Raw genomic sequence first — 16,471 nt, forward strand, 5'->3', positions numbered from 1 at the left:
GACGGTGGCCTCGACATCGGCATCGCCGAGGTTGTCGAGGATGTCGCAGATCCAGCCGGCCAGCGTCACGCACTGGGTCACTTTGAAGCCGCGCGTAGTCACCGCCGGGGTGCCGATGCGCAGGCCGGACGTCACGAACGGCGACTGCGGATCGTTCGGCACGGCGTTCTTGTTGACGGTGATGTGCGCGCGGCCGAGGGCGGCGTCGGCGTCTTTGCCGGTCAGGCCCTGACGGATCAGGCTGACCAGGAACAGGTGGTTGTCGGTACCGCCGGACACTACATCGTAGCCACGTTTGATAAATACGCTCGCCATGGCCTGGGCGTTGTCGATCACTTGCTGCTGATAAGCCTTGAAACCCGGCTCCAGCGCTTCCTTGAAGCACACGGCTTTACCGGCGATAACGTGCATCAGCGGGCCGCCCTGAGCGCCGGGGAATACGGCAGAGTTGAGTTTCTTCTCGATCTCTTCGTTGGACTTGGCCAGGATCAACCCGCCACGTGGGCCGCGCAGGGTTTTGTGCGTGGTGGTGGTGACCACGTCAGCGTACGGCAGCGGGTTCGGATAGAGACCGGCAGCAACCAGACCCGCGACGTGGGCCATGTCGACGAACAACAGCGCACCGACCTTGTCGGCGATCTGACGGAAACGTGGGAAATCCAGAGTCTTGGAGTACGCCGAGAAACCGGCAACGATCATTTTCGGTTTGCACTCGACGGCCAGACGCTCGACTTCGTCGTAATCGATCAGCCCGGTCTTGGTGTCGATGCCGTACTGCACCGCGTTGTAGAGCTTGCCCGAGGACGACACTTTGGCGCCGTGGGTCAGGTGACCGCCGTGGGCCAGGCTCATGCCGAGGATGGTGTCGCCCGGCTGGATCAGCGCCAGATACACGGCGCTGTTGGCCGAAGAACCGGAGTGCGGCTGGACGTTGGCGTAATCGGCGCCGAACAGTTGCTTGGCGCGTTCGATGGCCAGCGCTTCGACTTTATCCACATGCTCGCAGCCACCGTAGTAGCGCTTGCCCGGATAACCTTCGGCGTATTTGTTGGTGAGGCCGCTGCCCTGCGCTTGCATCACGCGTTTGCTGGTGTAGTTCTCCGACGCGATCAGCTCGATGTGATCTTCCTGACGTTGCTCCTCGGCATTCATCGCCGCCAGCAGTGCATCGTCGTAACCCTGGATCTGGTCTTGCTTGCTGAACATCGCGTCTCTCCCAGCGGCGGCGGTGCGCCATTCGTCTCGGTCAGGCACCTGCGTGCCCTTTGATGCGATGGTATGACCGGTGCAGACAGCTCAAATGCCTACGGACGCCACGCAAAGGTGCGTTTACGACATGGCGGGAAATCACCCGGAGAACACAGTCCCCTGTAGGGTCATACGTAGAGCGAGCAGTATCAGGAAATGCGCGGGATAGAGGGCGTAGGCCCAGCGCCTCATCGGTGGCGGCTGGAAGGTTCGGGCATGTCGCAACAGGAGCATCCCCAGCCATGGCGCAATCAGGCAGGTGATGAGGCCCAAGACTGCCAACTCGTTACCGAACTGCGCCGATTCGAGCAACACCCGCCATTGATTCGCCGCCAGGCACACCAGCCCCGGCAACACAGCGAAATACCACGGCCGACGAATCACCAGCAGAATCGCTAACGGCAACAAAACACCGAAGAAACCGAACATCAGTCGCTCCGAATACAGCGCTGCCAGCAGCAGGCTCGTGGCGCCGAGCAGTCGCGAAACCAGCGCTCCATCCTGCCAGCCCCGCGCCACCAGCAAACCCAGCGCCAGCGTCGGCATCACGTTTAACGTATCGGGATCAGGAATGTACATCCGATAGGGAATTTCGCTGACGGCGCTGAAAACCACCAACCACCCCAAATAGCGCCACTCAGTCTGGCGCGCTCCGTCACGCGAAAGATTCGCCGCCATCGCCAGACAGAACCACGGAAACGCCAACCGCCCCGGCACATACAACCAATCGGCGGAGTAGCCGACATATCGCAGGTGATCGAGCAACATGCTCAGCAGCGCCAGCCACTTGAGCAGATCCAGCGCGCCGTCGCGTTTTCTCAGGTGCATAATCGGCCCGTGTCCTTGTAGAGTTCTGCCAGCGACATCCCGTGTGCTCCCCGGATGATCTTCGGTAAAGTGCGCACCATCATTGACCAACGAGTCGCCACAAGCGCCTCGACCACGGAAGCCGGCCATGACCGACAAGAGCCAACAATTCGCCAGCGACAACTACTCCGGTATCTGCCCTGAAGCCTGGGCCGCCATGGAACAGGCCAATCACGGCCACCAACGCGCTTACGGCGACGATGAATGGACAGCGCGCGCCGCTGATCATTTCCGCAACCTGTTCGAAACCGACTGCGAAGTGTTCTTCGCCTTCAACGGCACCGCCGCCAACTCGCTGGCGCTGTCGTCGCTGTGCCAGAGTTACCACAGCGTGATCTGCTCGGAAACCGCCCACGTCGAAACCGACGAATGCGGCGCGCCGGAATTCTTCTCCAACGGCTCGAAACTGCTGATCGCCCGTACCGAAAACGGCAAGATCACACCGGAATCGATCCGCGAAGTCGCGCTCAAGCGCCAGGACATTCACTACCCTAAACCGCGCGTGGTCACCCTGACCCAAGCCACCGAAGTCGGCAGCGTCTACACCCCGGAAGAAGTCCGCGCCATCAGCGCCACCTGCAAGGAGCTGGGCCTGCACCTGCACATGGACGGCGCGCGTTTCTCCAATGCCTGCGCGTTCCTCGGCTGCTCGCCGGCCGACCTGACCTGGAAGGCCGGCGTCGACGTGCTGTGCTTCGGCGGTACAAAAAACGGCATGGCGGTGGGTGAAGCGATCCTGTTCTTCAACCACAAACTGGCCGAAGACTTCGACTACCGCTGCAAACAGGCCGGGCAACTGGCGTCGAAAATGCGCTTTCTGTCGGCGCCGTGGGTCGGCATCCTCGAAAACGACGCCTGGCTCAAATACGCCCGCCACGCCAACCACTGCGCGCAGTTGCTGGCGGAACTGGTCAGCGACATTCCCGGCGTCGAGCTGATGTTCCCGGTGCAGGCCAACGGCGTGTTCCTGCAACTCTCGGAACCGGCCATCGCGGCCCTGACCGCGAAAAACTGGCGTTTCTACACCTTCATCGGCAAGGGCGGCGCACGCTTCATGTGCTCGTGGGATACCGAAGAAGAACGCGTACGCGAACTGGCGCGCGATATCCGCGAAGTCATGTCCAACTGATCCCTTGAGCCGATAAGATCCCCTGTGGTGACGGGATTTATCCCCGATGGGCTGCGCAGCAGCCCCAAAACCTGCCATTGAGTTTCTGTCTGACAGCGACTGGATTCAGACTTTAGGCCTGCTGCGCAGGCCATCGGGGATAAATCCCCTCGCCACAAAGCTACACCCCACCTACCGCGTTTGCTGCTTGGTCTACATTGTTTGTCGAGCCTCCGCTCACATATCAACAAGCAGGAGCATCGGCATGTCGCTACAAGGAAAAACCCTGTTCATCACTGGCGCCAGCCGTGGCATCGGCCGTGAGATTGCGCTGCGCGCCGCCAGGGATGGGGCCAACATCGTGATTGCGGCGAAGAGCGCCGAACCTCACGCCAAATTACCCGGGACCATTCACAGCGTCGCGGCGGAAGTCGAGGCGGCGGGCGGAAAGGCTCTGGCCCTGCAAGTGGATGTGCGTGATGAAGACGCCGTACGCCAGGCGCTGGCTCAGGCCAACGAGCACTTCGGCGGCATCGATGCCTTGGTGAACAACGCCGGGGCGATCAAACTTACCGGCGTGCAACACATCGAACTCAAGCGTTTCGACCTGATGCACCAGATCAACACCCGCGCCGTGCTGCTGTGCAGTCAGGCTGCCCTGCCCTATCTGAAGAAATCCGCCGGGCACATTCTCAATCTGTCACCGCCACTGAATCTGGCGACCAAGTGGTTCGCCCAGTACAGCCCTTACACCGTGACCAAGTACGGCATGAGCATGCTGACGCTGGGGATGAGTGAGGAATTCGCCAATTACGGCATCAGCGTCAATTCGCTGTGGCCGCAGACGATGATTGCCACGGCGGCGATCGAGTTTCAGCTGGGTAATCGCGAGTCGTTCAAGCATGCGCGTACGCCTTCGATCATGGCGGATGCGGCGCATGTGATTTTGAGCAGCAGCGGACGGCGGATTACTGGGCGGTTACTGATTGATGAGGAGATTTTGCGTGAACAGGGCGTGACTGAATTCGATCATTACCGCTACGAGCCGGACAGCGACGCAACCCTGATACCCGACCTGTTTGTAGATTGAAATACACAACCTCTGTGGGAGCGAGCCTGCTCGCGAATAGGCCGTGTCAGACAACGCAGATGCTGAATGACACACCGCATTCGCGAGCAGGCTCGCTCCCACATTGGAGTTGCGCCAATCTTTAGAACTCGATGCGCACGTCGCCTTTGGGCACGCTGCAGCACGACAGGATGAAACCCTCCGCCTCGTCGTCCTCGGTAATCCCGCCGTTGTGCTCCATCTCCACCTCGCCCCCCAGCTTGAGCACTTTGCACGTCCCGCAAATCCCCATGCCGCAGGCTTTCGGGATCATCAAGCCCAGCTTGGCCGCCGCCGCATGCACGGTCTCGCCCGGTGCCACACGAATGCTCTTGCCGGACGAGGTGAATTCCACCTGATGCAGATCCGCCGCATCGATTTCCGGTGCGTCGGCGGCCTGTTCGGCTTGCTCGACTGCATCAGCCCGCGCTTCGGGTGGCGTCGCACCGAACGACTCTTCGTGATAACGCGACATGTCGTAGCCAGCGTTTTCCAGCAAGCGCTTGACCGCCGTCATGTACGGCGTCGGCCCGCAGCAGAACACTTCGCGCTCCAGAAAGTCCGGAACCATCAGTTCCAGCATCTTGTGGTTCAGATAGCCGCGATACCCGGCCCACGGCTCGCCCAGACCATGCTTCTCGCAGATCAGGTGCAGGCTGAAGTTGTCGATCCGCGACGCCATGTGTTCCAGCTCGCGGTGGTAAATGATGTCTTTCGGCGAACGGGCGCTGTGGATAAACGTCATGTCGACGTTAGCGTTGGTGTCGTAGAACCAGCGCGCCATCGACATGCACGGGGTGATGCCGACGCCGCCGCTGAGGTAGAGGACTTTAGGACTCGGGAAGTCGATACCGTTAAACAGCCCGACCGGCCCGTGCACGGCCAATTCCTGGCCTTCATGCAGCGTGTCGTGCAACCAGTTGGACACCTTGCCGCCCGGCACGCGTTTGATCGTCACCGAAAAGCTGTACGGCACCGACGGCGAACTGGAGATCGTGTAGGAGCGCATGATCGGCTGGCCTTCGATCTCCAGCTCCAGTGTCACGAATTGCCCGGGCTTGAAGAAGAACAGGATCGGCTGGTCGGCCATAAAGCAGAAGGTGCGCACGTCCCAGGTTTCCTGGATGACTTTGACGCAACGGACGATATGTCGGCCATTGGCCCAGGTCTGGGTGGTGACCGGATTCAGGAAGCTGTTGGACATGCTGTTCTCCACGGCCGACTGTCGGCCTCATGTCGGCGATTCTGCGTATAGCGCGAACCGCCCGTTTACCTATCCGCGACATTGACATACTTATCGCGACCAGCCCCCAACCGCCGGGGGTTGCGCGTCGGGAACAGATTGCATCATGTCGCCCATGGATAAGGTTCCCGCCTGCGCCGGCCCCACACTCGCCTCACACCAAGACGAATTCTTTACACCTTGCGTAGCAACCGTTTACAGCACACCTGATTAGCCACTTTCGCCGGCCACGCAGATGGCCATGAGGATCACATCGATGGACGTCACCGCAAAAATCAGCCTGGGCGATCCGCTGGAACCCGCACGCAAGGCCACCGCACAGATGCTGCAGGAGCGTGAGCGCACTTTCTCGCTGCCGCAACCGTTCTACAGCGACGAGCGGCTGTTCGATATCGACATGCAGGAGATCTTCCAGAAAGAGTGGTTGATCGCCGGCATGACCTGCGAAATCCCGGCCAAGGGCAACTACATCACCCTGCAGATTGGCAAGAACCCGATCATCGTCATTCGTGGCGCTGACGGCATCGTCCATGCCTTCCACAACGTCTGCCGCCACCGTGGCTCGCGCCTGTGCACCAGCGACAAGGGCAAGGTCGCCAAACTGGTCTGCCATTACCATCAGTGGACGTATGAGCTGGACGGTCGCCTGTTGTTCGCCGGCACCGAAATGGGCGCCGACTTCGACATGAAGGAGTACGGCCTCAAACCGGTGAACGTGAAGACTGCCGGCGGCTACATCTTTATCAGCCTGGCGGAGAGCCCGCCGGCCATCGATGACTTCCTGTCGACGCTGAACCACTACATGGAACCGTACGACATGGAGAACACCAAGGTGGCGATCACCACCACCTTGATGGAAAAGGCCAACTGGAAACTGGTGCTGGAAAACAACCGCGAGTGCTACCACTGCAACGCCTCGCACCCGGAACTGCTGAAAACCCTGCTGGAATGGGACGACGTTACCGACCCGCGCGCCGATCAGGCGTTCAAGGATCACGTCGCCGCCTCCGCCGCTGCCTGGGAAGCCGAGAAGATTCCTTACGCCCACGCCAGTTTCGGCCTGCGTAACCGCATTGTGCGTATGCCGCTGCTCAAGGGCACCGTGTCGATGACCCTCGACGGCAAACAGGGCTGCGCCAAACTGATGGGCCGGATCAAGAACCCGGACCTGGGTTCGATGCGCATCCTGCACCTGCCGCACTCGTGGAACCACTGCATGGGCGACCACATCATCGTCTTCACCGTGTGGCCGATCAGCGCCCAGGAAACCATGGTCACCACCAAGTGGCTGGTGCACAAGGATGCAGTGGAAGGCGTGGATTACGACGTCGAGCGTATGCGCCAGGTGTGGGACGCGACCAACGATCAGGATCGTCGCTTGGCCGAAGAGAACCAGCGTGGGATCAACTCCACGGCATACCAGCCTGGGCCGTACTCGAAGACTTATGAGTTTGGCGTGGTGAACTTTGTGGATTGGTACAGCGAGCGCCTGCTGAACAACCTCGGCGCCGAGCCAGCCCCTTACCTCAAAGGTGTGCCCGTCCAAGGCTAAAAGCATCGCTGGCAAGCCAGCTCCCACAGGGTACTGCGGTGTACACAAATGTTGTGATCACCTCAAAACCTGTGGGAGCTGGCTTGCCAGCTATGGCGTCAGAACAGCCATCGCATCACTTGGATGACCACCTCACACTGCCATCCTCACCAATAAACTCCTCAAAAATCTCCTCCCCCACCAACCTGATTTTCGCGTACCCGTTCAACACCCGATCCGGATATGCCGGGTCCTTCGCACTCTGCGTCTCCGACCACAGCACCCGCGAATGCCCGTCCAGCTCACTGGCGTTGCCATACGGAATCGCCCCATGCCCGGCACAGCGCGCCTGCAATCCGCCCTGCTGCGCGTAAACAATGCCGTTATGCAGATGCCCCCAGTACCAATAATCCGGCTCACGCCCCAGTGCATCGCACACCGGTTGATACAGCGCAGTCTTGTTATGCCCGGAAATATCGAAGCCCTGGTGATGACTGAGCACCATGATTTTTTTGCGCTTGGGCAGTGCCTTCATCCATTCGATCTGCGGCTCATTCAAGGTACCGTCCATGTACAGGTTCAGCGCATCCGACGCATAAGCCGAATCCAGCCCGACCACCAGCCAGTCATCGTTGATCAACGCGAAATAGCTAGTGCCCTGCTGTCCCGGAAAACGCTTGGCCAGTTCCTTGAAATAGCCGTGGGCGCCGCTGTACATCTCGTGGTTGGAGTTGAGCGTGAATGAGCCATGCGTGCCCATCGGCCAGCCAGCCATGTCGACGTCTTCCTGCGAGTGGCTGCCGGCGTAATACACATCGCCCAAGTGAATAGTGAAATCGGCCTGGGCCAGTTGCATCTGGTTGGCCACCGATACCGCCGGCGCATGGCTGTCGAACGGCCCGGTGCCCCAGTCGCCGGCAATCGCCAGGGTTACGTCGCGCTCCATCTGCACCACGGCGGGATCGGTGCCGAAGGTCGCGTGATGGCGCAGGTTTTCGATCCATTTGAGCAGCGCCTCGCTCCACAACAGATCCAGCAGTTCCCACTTGCGACACCCGAGCAAACTGCCGTCCTTGAGTACCCGGGTTTGCAGTTGATCGCTCGACTGCGGCAATGGCGTGGCATTGCCGATGCGCAGGATCGACAAGCCGTGCGACAACTCCCACGGCACGCTCGGTTCGTCGCTCGGCAACTCGCCGTTCTTCAACACGTAATGCGCCTGATCGTGCCCGCGTTGCAGCAGCTTGATAATCGCCTGAAACTCCTGTGGCTCAAGCTCGCTGACGAGCTTCATCCAGGCCATTTCCATGCGCGTGATCAAGCCGTGAATGCGCACTTTGACCTTGTCGTACTCGTGTTCCCAATGACTGACCAGTGACATGGCGTATTCCTCTATCCGTAAGGGCTCACAGGGTTTTCATGAATTCGATCAGCGCACGCTTGTCGTCGTCCGACAGCGTCGTGCCATACAGGTGACCGCTGTTATGGTTGCCCTCCAGTCGTGTGTCGTACTTGAAGTCGGCCGAGGCTTTGGCTTGCGCGCCGCTGGTGACAAACCCGACATTGAGCGGGTCGTAGACGTCGGAGCCGGTGATAAACACCTGTGGACGTTTTTCCGGCGGTTGCAGCAGGTCCCACAAGGTCGGTACCGAGCCGTTGTGCAGGTAGGGCGCGCGCAGCCAGACGCCGTCGGTCGGCGTGTTGCTGTAGCTTTGGGTCTTGCGGTAGGCGCCGAAGTCGAACGGCGGTTTCTTGAAGGTGTGGAACGCGGTCACCAGCCCCGTGGTGAAAGAGTCCAGCCGATGTGGATCGGTGCCGAGCTGGTCGATGTTGGTGGTGACTTGCCCGGTGTCGGCACGACCGAAGTCATGACAACCGGCGCAGTTGTTGTCCCAGATCGGTTTGCCCTGAGCGACCTTGGCCTGATCCAGCGCCCACGGCCAGGCCGGTGGCTTGCGCCCGAGCAACCAGTTGGTCACACGGTTGAAGCTTGGCGGCAGTACCGATTCCGGCGTTGCGCCTACAGCCATGGCGGCGGCGTAGTTGCGCTCGTGGATCTTGTTGTTATTGCCGTCCCAGTGCAGGTACATCGATTCCCGCGGTTTCTGGTTCCAGACCTGTGGCAGGTCGACGGTGCCGATGGTCGAGTCATCCGGGAAGCCGAATACCACCATTTTTGTCGGGTTGAAGGTGTCGGTACGACCCGGTCCCTGTTGTGGACGCAGCTTCTGCCAGGCGTAGGCCTGCTTCTGCTTGAGCAGCGCACTTTTCGCCATCGGGATAATCAGGTAGCGGTTGTAAAGCCGTTCGAAAAAACCCAGCTGGAATTTGCTGTTGATCGCCGCCATCACCGAGTCGGTGGTGAATTTCGGATCGCTGGCGCAATCGTAGGCGTACCACTGAAAGGCTTGCAGTTGCAGGGTGTTGGCCGGCGCACTCGGCACGTTGACGGCGACGTCGCTAGCGTTTGCCCGGTAGGAGCCGGTGTGGCACAGCGCGCAGTTCGGCTCCACGGTCGGGTAGCCGATCTGCCGCTTGGCCATGCCGATCGGCAGGTCCTTGCCGTTCTCATAGAGAAACCCGAAGACTTCCCAGCCGCCGGGCTTCGGTAGTTTTTCCGGGCACATCTGCGGCAGCACGGCGAACAGGTAATACGGGATTCGCGCTTCGATACCGAGGCCGATGGCGGCGTATTTGTAGTGGTCTTCGTCAGAGGCGTATTCCTGCTCCGGCACCACCCGCAGCATCTGATACCAGGTCTGGTAACCGATGAACGCCAGCAATGCCACAACGATAAAGGTGCCGACCTTGAAGCTGTGGCTCTGCCAGTGCCGCGCCCACGCGGCCCGCCATTCGCGCCAGCCATCGCACAGCAGCGCCCATGGCCGGTTCTCGGGAGTGGTGCCCAGGTACAGCAAAATGCCAAGGATCAGGAAAAAGCTCAGATCGCCCATCAGCATCGGCACGAATACCGAGCCTTGAATGCTGGTGTTGATCAGGTAGATCCAGAACACCACGGCGATCAGCCGCGTCAGTACGCACAACCAGGAATGCACCACGTAGCGCGGCGCGTTGAAGCCCGAGGGCATGTAAAACACGCTGATACCCACGAGCAGCATCCCGGCGTTTTCCAGCCAGGGATCGGAGAGTTGCGGCGGCAGACCGACCACCGATGTCAGCAACCCCGGCGCAAACAGCGCGGGGATCGCGAACACCATGTTCATTGCAATGCCTAGCCAGATGAAGCGCTGAAACCAGCGGATGTAGGTGTCCATGTCATCCATTTCCTTGTACATAACTGGATCGAACCCATTCCTGTGGCGAGGGGATTTATCCCCGATCGGCTGCGAAGCAGTCGCAAACTATCGCCTGCGGTTTGTCAGGAACACCGCGCGGCCTGATTTGGGGCCGCTGCGCGACCCATCGGGGATGAATCCCCTCGCCACAAAGGACTTTCTCTGCACAAAAGATCAATGACAGGTGTCAACCCAAGGCAGTTTTCTCCAGGTGTTCAAGGATGATCGGGTACACATCAACCACCGCGTTCTTGCCGAACATGCAATCGATATGGCCGTAGCCCGGCACCACCTGCCGGCTGTAACGCTCCGGCCCGTGCAGGTCACACAAGCGCTGATAGGTTTTAAGCGTGCTTTCCGGCAGGTAACACTGGTTTTCAGCACCGCTGATAAAACAGATCGGCATGGTCAACCGATCAAAGTGCGGCATGTATACATCGTTGCCTTTGAAATCCACCAAGTGCCCTTTGCGCACGATCAGCGCCAGATGCTCGAAGGTCTCGATGTTCGACTCACCGAACAACTCATGCAGGTTGTCGTGCAGGGTTTCGTTGAGGGTGTCATGGCGGTACAGCGAGGCGTACATAAAGGTGATGCGGTGGCACACCGGGTTGGTGCAGTAGCCCTGAGCTTCGAAACGCGCGTAGCCGTTAAGGGCCTTGTCGTAGAGTTTGTTGAACCAGTTCTCCTTGCTGTCGGCGTAAGCGGTCATCGACTTGACGCCGATGGCGTCAAGCATGCCCGGCAGGTGCAAACCGGCCTTTAACCCGGTTGCAGTGGCGACCACCGTGTCGGCAGCAATCTGCGAGCACACTACCGAACGCACGCCCTGCAAACCGGCCAGCAGCGACATGAAGAACGTCGTTGCACCATAGCAATGCACCACGCACTGCACGTCTTTCGCCTTGGTTTGCTGCTGGACCTGCGCGATGGCCGCCTTGAAGTCGTACTGGGCAATCTGGTCGCCGTTCCATTCCTTCTTGCTCGCCGGCAGCAGAATGCTCACGCGAAAATCCAGCAGCCACACGTCGTAATCGTGCTTGCACAGGTACTCCAGCAGGTTGGTCTGGATGGTGTCGGTGGAAAAAATATTCGAACCCACGCCCAAACCATGCACCAGCATCACCGGGCCTTTCGTACCTGCCTGATACCGGGTCAGGCGCAGTTCGACGCCATCCTCGGTGGGAAAGAAATGCACCGCCGGGATTGGCGCATCCAGCGGCCGTTTCAGCCGTGGCGGCGCGTCAGGGTTGAAGTAGATATCCCCGGCAAATACCCCGCCATAACTTTCCCAGAGAATCCCGGCGAAGAACTTGCCAAAACGCGCCAGCCCTTCGATGCGCTCACGCTCGTTGCGGGCGTTGAGCACCGTCATGGTGGTCATCTGCTTGGCGAAATCAGTCGGATGGATGTGCATCACCCCCGAACCGATTACCTCGCCGCTCTTGTCCGGCCCGCGATACAGCGTCACGTAGAGCGTGCTGGTGTCGTGCCAGATGTTCAGCACGCCGTTGTCTTCCGGCACGGTTTTGAACGCACTGAAGAAATAATCGCTGCCGTCCTCGGCGGTCAGTTTCATGTCGTACTTCATGTGCCGCGTATCGACCTGTTGCTCGAATTGCTCGAACAGGTTGAACACGCCGTTGCTGGCCGTCAGCGGTTTTGGCGACAACGCCGGAGCGATCACCGTACCGACAATGGTCGCGGCGTGTTCCGGCTCCTTGATCATCCGGTTCATGTCGTTGGCGGTGATGGTCAGGGTGAAGTCGATGGGCGAATTGTCTGCCTCACCACGTTTGGCCGCCGCTTCGTAGACCTCCAGGTCAGTGCTTTGTGCGGCGGTAAAGGCCCGGGAGAAGTAACCCTTCATGGTTTCGGTGAACTGCACGCCCAGGGTCGGTGGCGCGACTTGTTTGCGCGGTGCCGAGGGCAGCGTGTAGTCGATCTGCCAGCCCCGGTCAGCGGCGAGCAGGCCCATGTTGCGCTCGCTCACGGCAGAAATGGTCAGCAGTGGATTGACCGCCAAAGACGTCGGAATCACCGCCCCATCGGTCACGTACAGATTGGCGTAAACGTCGGTACCGCTGGCGCCGCTGAACACTTGGCCCTTGTGATTGACCACGCCTTGTCCGGCGTCCTCACCCATTACGCAACCGCCCAATGGATGCACCGAGACGATGCTGTGCTTGAGCAGCTTCGTCCAGATAGGATTCTCCACCCAGATACCACCGAGCGCCTTGGTGCTCTGGTGCAGACGGTCATTGCCGAGCTTGAAGTTCTCTTGCTCGCCGACGCCCGGCCAGTCGATGCGCAGTTGATCCTTGTTATCCAGCACCATCCGCCCCTGGCCGCTGTCGTGGCTCATGATCAGGTAGGTCTGCATATTGTGCAGCGCGCCGTAATACGGGCCGCGCAGGAAGCTTTCGAGTTCGCGTTCCTTGTATTTCAACTTGCCGCTGAAACTGTCGTCGGTGGCCACCCCGATCATCTCGGCGAAGCCGGCCATCGCCGGCACCATCGGCCGACCGAGGGCGCCGGGGATCGAACCCTCTTCGATGACCATCCGGCTGCGCCAGTCGCCTTCGGTGCGCATGTCGATGATCGAGGTGATGCACGGGCCGACCGGGTGCAGCTCTTTGGCCGGATTCGCGCCGAAACCAATGCCGTTGATGGTCTGCTCGCAGTTGTGGCCGAAACCGAGGATATCGCCATTGCCACTCATGTTCTCGCCGAGCTGGTCGGACATCGCCAGCCCTTTGTCGCGCGAGCGCAGCAGAATTTCCGTGGAGCCCAGTGTGCCGGCGGACACCACGACGATGTCGGCCTTCACAAACAGCGTCGGCGCGGAAAACTTCTCGCGACCGCTGTCCAGATACTGGAAGTGCACGATCCAGCCGTCACCGTCACGCTCCAGATGCCGCACTTCGGCCTGACAGAAAATCTCCGCGCCGTGATTCCAGGCGTCCGGCAGATAGTTCATCAGCGTGGTGTTCTTGGCCTTGTTGTTACAGCCCGACACGCAGTCGCCACAGTGGTTGCACGGCAGTTGTTCGACGCCGACGTGATTGAGGTTATTGGGCAGCTTGTCGAAGGTCACGTTGATCGGCGGCTTGTAAAAGTGCGCGCCTTGCTTGAGGTACTCCGCGGACTTTTTGTTGGCGTCGAGCTTGGGCAGATTGGGTGCAGTGTCCGGATAAGGATTGGGCTTGAGCATTTCCCGGGCACGGGCATAGCCGTCCTTGAGCAAGGTGTCGCGGTGTTCACGCACTGCCTGCGGCCAGCGCGGATCATCGAACACGCCGGGCTCCGGCTCCAGGGCGACGTTGGCGTTGATCAGCGAAGTACCGCCAAGGCCGCAACCGACCACGACGTTCTGCTGAGCGTTGACATGCAGGTCGAACAATCCAGTGCGCGAGCCGATATGGCCGTCGGGATCATGCACCTGCAATTCTTCGGTGGCGGCAATCACGGTGTTGGGGTATTCGCCGGGCTGAATCTCCCGGCCGCGTTCCAGCAGGCACACGCGTTTACCGGCCCGGGACAGGCGCGACGCAGCAATGCCGCCGCCATAACCGGAGCCAATGACAATGACGTCGTAGTGTTCCTTGATCTCGCTGATGGGCGTTGCGATCCGTGTCATGAGGTGGTTCCTCTAATCAGGCAGATGGGGGCAACTCTGCGGTTGCCTGCAATCAATGGGCGAACGGGCACCTGGCCTCCGGAGCGAGTCCGGCGACAGCACAGCAATCGAGGCAGGATTTACACGCTACAGACGAGCATGCTGATTAGCGGCGCGACGTAGCGTGCGCTTGCGTGGATGGGGTGGGGGGCGGTGTGTACGGCTATCCATCATGCGTTCTCCCAGAACCAGATGTGGATAAGTGACGGCTGTCCTTGTGCCATTGCAGTGAAGACAGCGGAGTAATCGAAGTCAAGGCAACGCCTTAGAACTGTATGAAATGTGATCAATTGCGATTTGGACTATAGCCGCCGGGGCTTAGCGGCTTTGGCGAACAAGTTATCCACATAGCCACCCACAGCAATTGGGGACAACTGTGGATGAGTTGGAAAAACATCGGTGAATAAGTGAAGAAAAAACGTGACTTATCCAGAAGCATGGTTTGGGATAAGCGTTGGATGTTTTTTGATCAACTCTCTACAAGCCACGTATTAATTGGCCTGTAGCGGATAGCGAACACGTTATCCACAGAAGCGCCAACAGAGTTCGGGGGTAACTTTGCGGGTGCTGTGGAAAAGCATCCAAGACTGTGAAAAACCGGGCGTTATAGAGAGGCGATCGGGTGAGAATCCGCGACTTGATCAGTTTTTGACCAATCTCTTGAAAGCCACGTTCTATAAGGCGCTTAGCAGATAGCGAACATCTTATCCACAGAAGCGCCAACAGAGATTGGGGGCAACTTGCGCAGTTTTCCAGCGAAAAAAGCGTGGAAAAACCGTTAGTTAGGCTGGTTGTTTTTTGATCTGCGCCTTGCAGGGCTTGATTGGCGTGGGGTGCAGGGATGGGCGAACACGTTATCCACAGATTGGCCAACAGGGATTGTGGGTAACGTGGCCTCAAACCGCCTGTTGTTCGCAGGTATCAAGCACGATGCATCAGATAAGCGTCACCCGTCACCCGGATCATTGGGTGAGGCGTCACCTGACAGGTTTTGACGATGGCGAAACCATGCCTTTCATAAAACCTTCTTGCGCCGGTATTGGCGGCATAGTCGATCAGACTCAAGCCATTGAGCGCCAAACGCTCTGCGCGCGCCTGAGCATACTCAAGAAACTGCACGCCCAATCCCTGATTACGCCAGCCTTCGTGCAGCGCCAGGCTGGAGATGTAGAGCGTGTCCGCAACCTCCATATCGGCGTAAGGCGCCAGCACCGGATCGGTAGGGGGTGTCGCATCAGGATTTTCGTGTGTGGCATAACTGTGCATCATCCCGACGACGCGGCCGTCGGCTTCAGCGATGAGGCAGTTCTGAAAAGAAAAGTCGACATCTTCGCGGGCATATCGACGTGCACCGACATCCAGTAGCGCTTCCCCAGGCTCGGCCAACTGACTCCAGATGTAATCCGCAGCCCCCTCCGAGGAAATCTGGAACAAGCGGGCAATCTCACGCGCATCCGTACGCCGCGCAGGTCGAAACTCAACAGTCATTCACTTGACTCCTTATGGCTTGAGCGTTGTTTTAACCCGCGTTTGAAACCCTCGACAACCTGCATTCGACGACTTTACATGTCAGTCAATGACTGCCTGTCATGTCATCGCCCGCAGGAAATGCTCGGTGCCTCAGCGGACAACACCCTCCTCAATCAGCAACTTGAGAATCGCCTCAGCCCCGGCCTGGGCAGTGACCCCTTTCAACACCTGCCCACCGCCGCCACTGGCCTTGGCCGTAGCAGCCTTCATCCGATCAGCGCCACTCTTGGCCTTGATCACTTTCAAGCGTTTCGGCCGAGGCTTGGCCGGTTGCAGTGTCGCTACTGCGAGCAATTCATCGTCCAGCACCTCCACGTCTTCGGCATTCAACTCACCGCGACGTGCCGGCCCATATGCACTCTGCCGAGGCTTCGGTGCGGCGTTATCCACAGTCGCCAGAAACGGCAGCCGCACCTTCAACCGCCGCCGCTGCCCGCGCGGCAACGCTTGCAGCACCAGCGCCGAACCGTCATTGATCGACTCGACCTGGGCCAAACCGACCACCAGCGGCCAGCCCAGGCCTTCGGCCAGCAGAAAAGGCAGCATCCCCGAGCCTTCACCGGTTTCAGCCTGGCTACCGGTCAGCACGACCTGCGCACCGGCATCACGTAGATACGCGGTCAGTGCCGGCAATGCATCGGCGCCTGCCGGTTGTTCCAGCACATGCATCTGCTCAAGGCCCATGCCCAGATAGGCGCGCAATGCAGGTTCCGCAACATCGCCGGCATGCAGCACTTGCAGGTTATCCCCAGCCAGTTGCAGGCCCAACTCCACGGCACGGGCATCCTGTTCGGCGCGGCGTGGCCGGCCGGAGGTCGGGTGGGCGCCGATTGAAACCAAACTGATGATTTTTGTGTTCAT

The 16,471-nt window shown here is 59.6% G+C and carries 11 protein-coding genes; 3 read left to right on the forward strand and 8 right to left on the reverse strand.

Features of this window, described 5'->3' with window-relative positions; translation table 11 throughout:
- Both glyA and ACIOVB_RS20645 read right to left on the reverse strand, forming a co-directional pair.
- Positions 1–1,206 (reverse strand): serine hydroxymethyltransferase (gene glyA, locus ACIOVB_RS20640; protein ID WP_401270872.1); only part of this gene is annotated, 1,206 nt, incomplete at its 3' end.
- 141 nt (positions 1,207–1,347) lie between these two features.
- Positions 1,348–2,076 carry a TraX family protein gene (locus ACIOVB_RS20645; protein ID WP_401270875.1) on the reverse strand — a complete coding sequence of 243 codons (729 nt, stop codon included), beginning with the start codon at positions 2,074–2,076 and terminating at the stop codon, positions 1,348–1,350.
- Between the two features lie 127 nt (positions 2,077–2,203).
- Between ACIOVB_RS20645 and ACIOVB_RS20650 the strand changes: the two genes are divergently transcribed.
- Entirely contained in the window at positions 2,204–3,244 is a 1,041-nt protein-coding gene (locus ACIOVB_RS20650) for a low specificity L-threonine aldolase (protein ID WP_305440202.1), read from the forward strand.
- 244 nt (positions 3,245–3,488) lie between these two features.
- Positions 3,489–4,313, forward strand: coding sequence for an SDR family oxidoreductase (locus ACIOVB_RS20655; RefSeq protein ID WP_401270877.1), 825 nt, complete (start codon positions 3,489–3,491; stop codon positions 4,311–4,313).
- A gap of 121 nt (positions 4,314–4,434) precedes the next feature.
- On the opposite strand, the gene gbcB is transcribed toward ACIOVB_RS20655, so the two are convergent.
- A complete protein-coding gene (gene gbcB / locus ACIOVB_RS20660; protein ID WP_401270880.1) occupies positions 4,435–5,535 on the reverse strand; it encodes a glycine-betaine demethylase subunit GbcB in 1,101 nt (366 codons plus the stop codon).
- Positions 5,536–5,830: 295 nt separating this feature from the next.
- On the opposite strand from gbcB, the gene gbcA reads away from it, so the two are divergent.
- A complete protein-coding gene (gene gbcA, locus ACIOVB_RS20665; protein ID WP_401270883.1) occupies positions 5,831–7,126 on the forward strand; it encodes a glycine-betaine demethylase subunit GbcA in 1,296 nt (431 codons plus the stop codon).
- Between the two features lie 115 nt (positions 7,127–7,241).
- Here the strand turns inward: gbcA and ACIOVB_RS20670 are convergent, their stop codons facing one another.
- The 5 genes from ACIOVB_RS20670 to ACIOVB_RS20690 all read right to left on the reverse strand — a co-directional run bounded on the left by ACIOVB_RS20670 (position 7,242) and on the right by ACIOVB_RS20690 (position 16,471).
- A complete protein-coding gene (locus tag ACIOVB_RS20670) occupies positions 7,242–8,486 on the reverse strand; it encodes a metallophosphoesterase family protein (protein ID WP_401270885.1) in 1,245 nt (414 codons plus the stop codon).
- Between the two features lie 25 nt (positions 8,487–8,511).
- Positions 8,512–10,380 carry a hypothetical protein gene (locus ACIOVB_RS20675; protein ID WP_401270887.1) on the reverse strand — a complete coding sequence of 623 codons (1,869 nt, stop codon included), beginning with the start codon at positions 10,378–10,380 and terminating at the stop codon, positions 8,512–8,514.
- A gap of 208 nt (positions 10,381–10,588) precedes the next feature.
- Positions 10,589–14,041 carry an alpha/beta fold hydrolase gene (locus ACIOVB_RS20680; protein ID WP_401270889.1) on the reverse strand — a complete coding sequence of 1,151 codons (3,453 nt, stop codon included), beginning with the start codon at positions 14,039–14,041 and terminating at the stop codon, positions 10,589–10,591.
- Between the two features lie 960 nt (positions 14,042–15,001).
- A complete protein-coding gene (locus ACIOVB_RS20685; RefSeq protein ID WP_401270891.1) occupies positions 15,002–15,568 on the reverse strand; it encodes a GNAT family N-acetyltransferase in 567 nt (188 codons plus the stop codon).
- Positions 15,569–15,700: 132 nt separating this feature from the next.
- A complete protein-coding gene (locus ACIOVB_RS20690; protein ID WP_401270893.1) occupies positions 15,701–16,471 on the reverse strand; it encodes an electron transfer flavoprotein subunit beta in 771 nt (256 codons plus the stop codon).

It is taken from the genome of Pseudomonas sp. NPDC087639 (assembly GCF_044743385.1).
In the GTDB taxonomy this organism is placed as follows: domain Bacteria; phylum Pseudomonadota; class Gammaproteobacteria; order Pseudomonadales; family Pseudomonadaceae; genus Aquipseudomonas.

Bases quoted from the DNA above. Each gene is read 5' to 3' on its own strand.
- ACIOVB_RS20675 (WP_401270887.1), bottom strand. From the start codon at position 10,380: ATGGACACCTACATCCGCTGGTTTCAGCGCTTCATCTGGCTAGGCATT.
- gbcA (WP_401270883.1), top strand. From the start codon at position 5,831: ATGGACGTCACCGCAAAAATCAGCCTGGGCGATCCGCTGGAACCCGCA.
- ACIOVB_RS20670 (WP_401270885.1), bottom strand. From the start codon at position 8,486: ATGTCACTGGTCAGTCATTGGGAACACGAGTACGACAAGGTCAAAGTG.
- ACIOVB_RS20645 (WP_401270875.1), bottom strand. From the start codon at position 2,076: ATGCACCTGAGAAAACGCGACGGCGCGCTGGATCTGCTCAAGTGGCTG.
- ACIOVB_RS20650 (WP_305440202.1), top strand. From the start codon at position 2,204: ATGACCGACAAGAGCCAACAATTCGCCAGCGACAACTACTCCGGTATC.
- ACIOVB_RS20685 (WP_401270891.1), bottom strand. From the start codon at position 15,568: ATGACTGTTGAGTTTCGACCTGCGCGGCGTACGGATGCGCGTGAGATT.
- ACIOVB_RS20655 (WP_401270877.1), top strand. From the start codon at position 3,489: ATGTCGCTACAAGGAAAAACCCTGTTCATCACTGGCGCCAGCCGTGGC.
- gbcB (WP_401270880.1), bottom strand. From the start codon at position 5,535: ATGTCCAACAGCTTCCTGAATCCGGTCACCACCCAGACCTGGGCCAAT.
- ACIOVB_RS20680 (WP_401270889.1), bottom strand. From the start codon at position 14,041: ATGACACGGATCGCAACGCCCATCAGCGAGATCAAGGAACACTACGAC.
- ACIOVB_RS20690 (WP_401270893.1), bottom strand. From the start codon at position 16,471: ATGAACACAAAAATCATCAGTTTGGTTTCAATCGGCGCCCACCCGACC.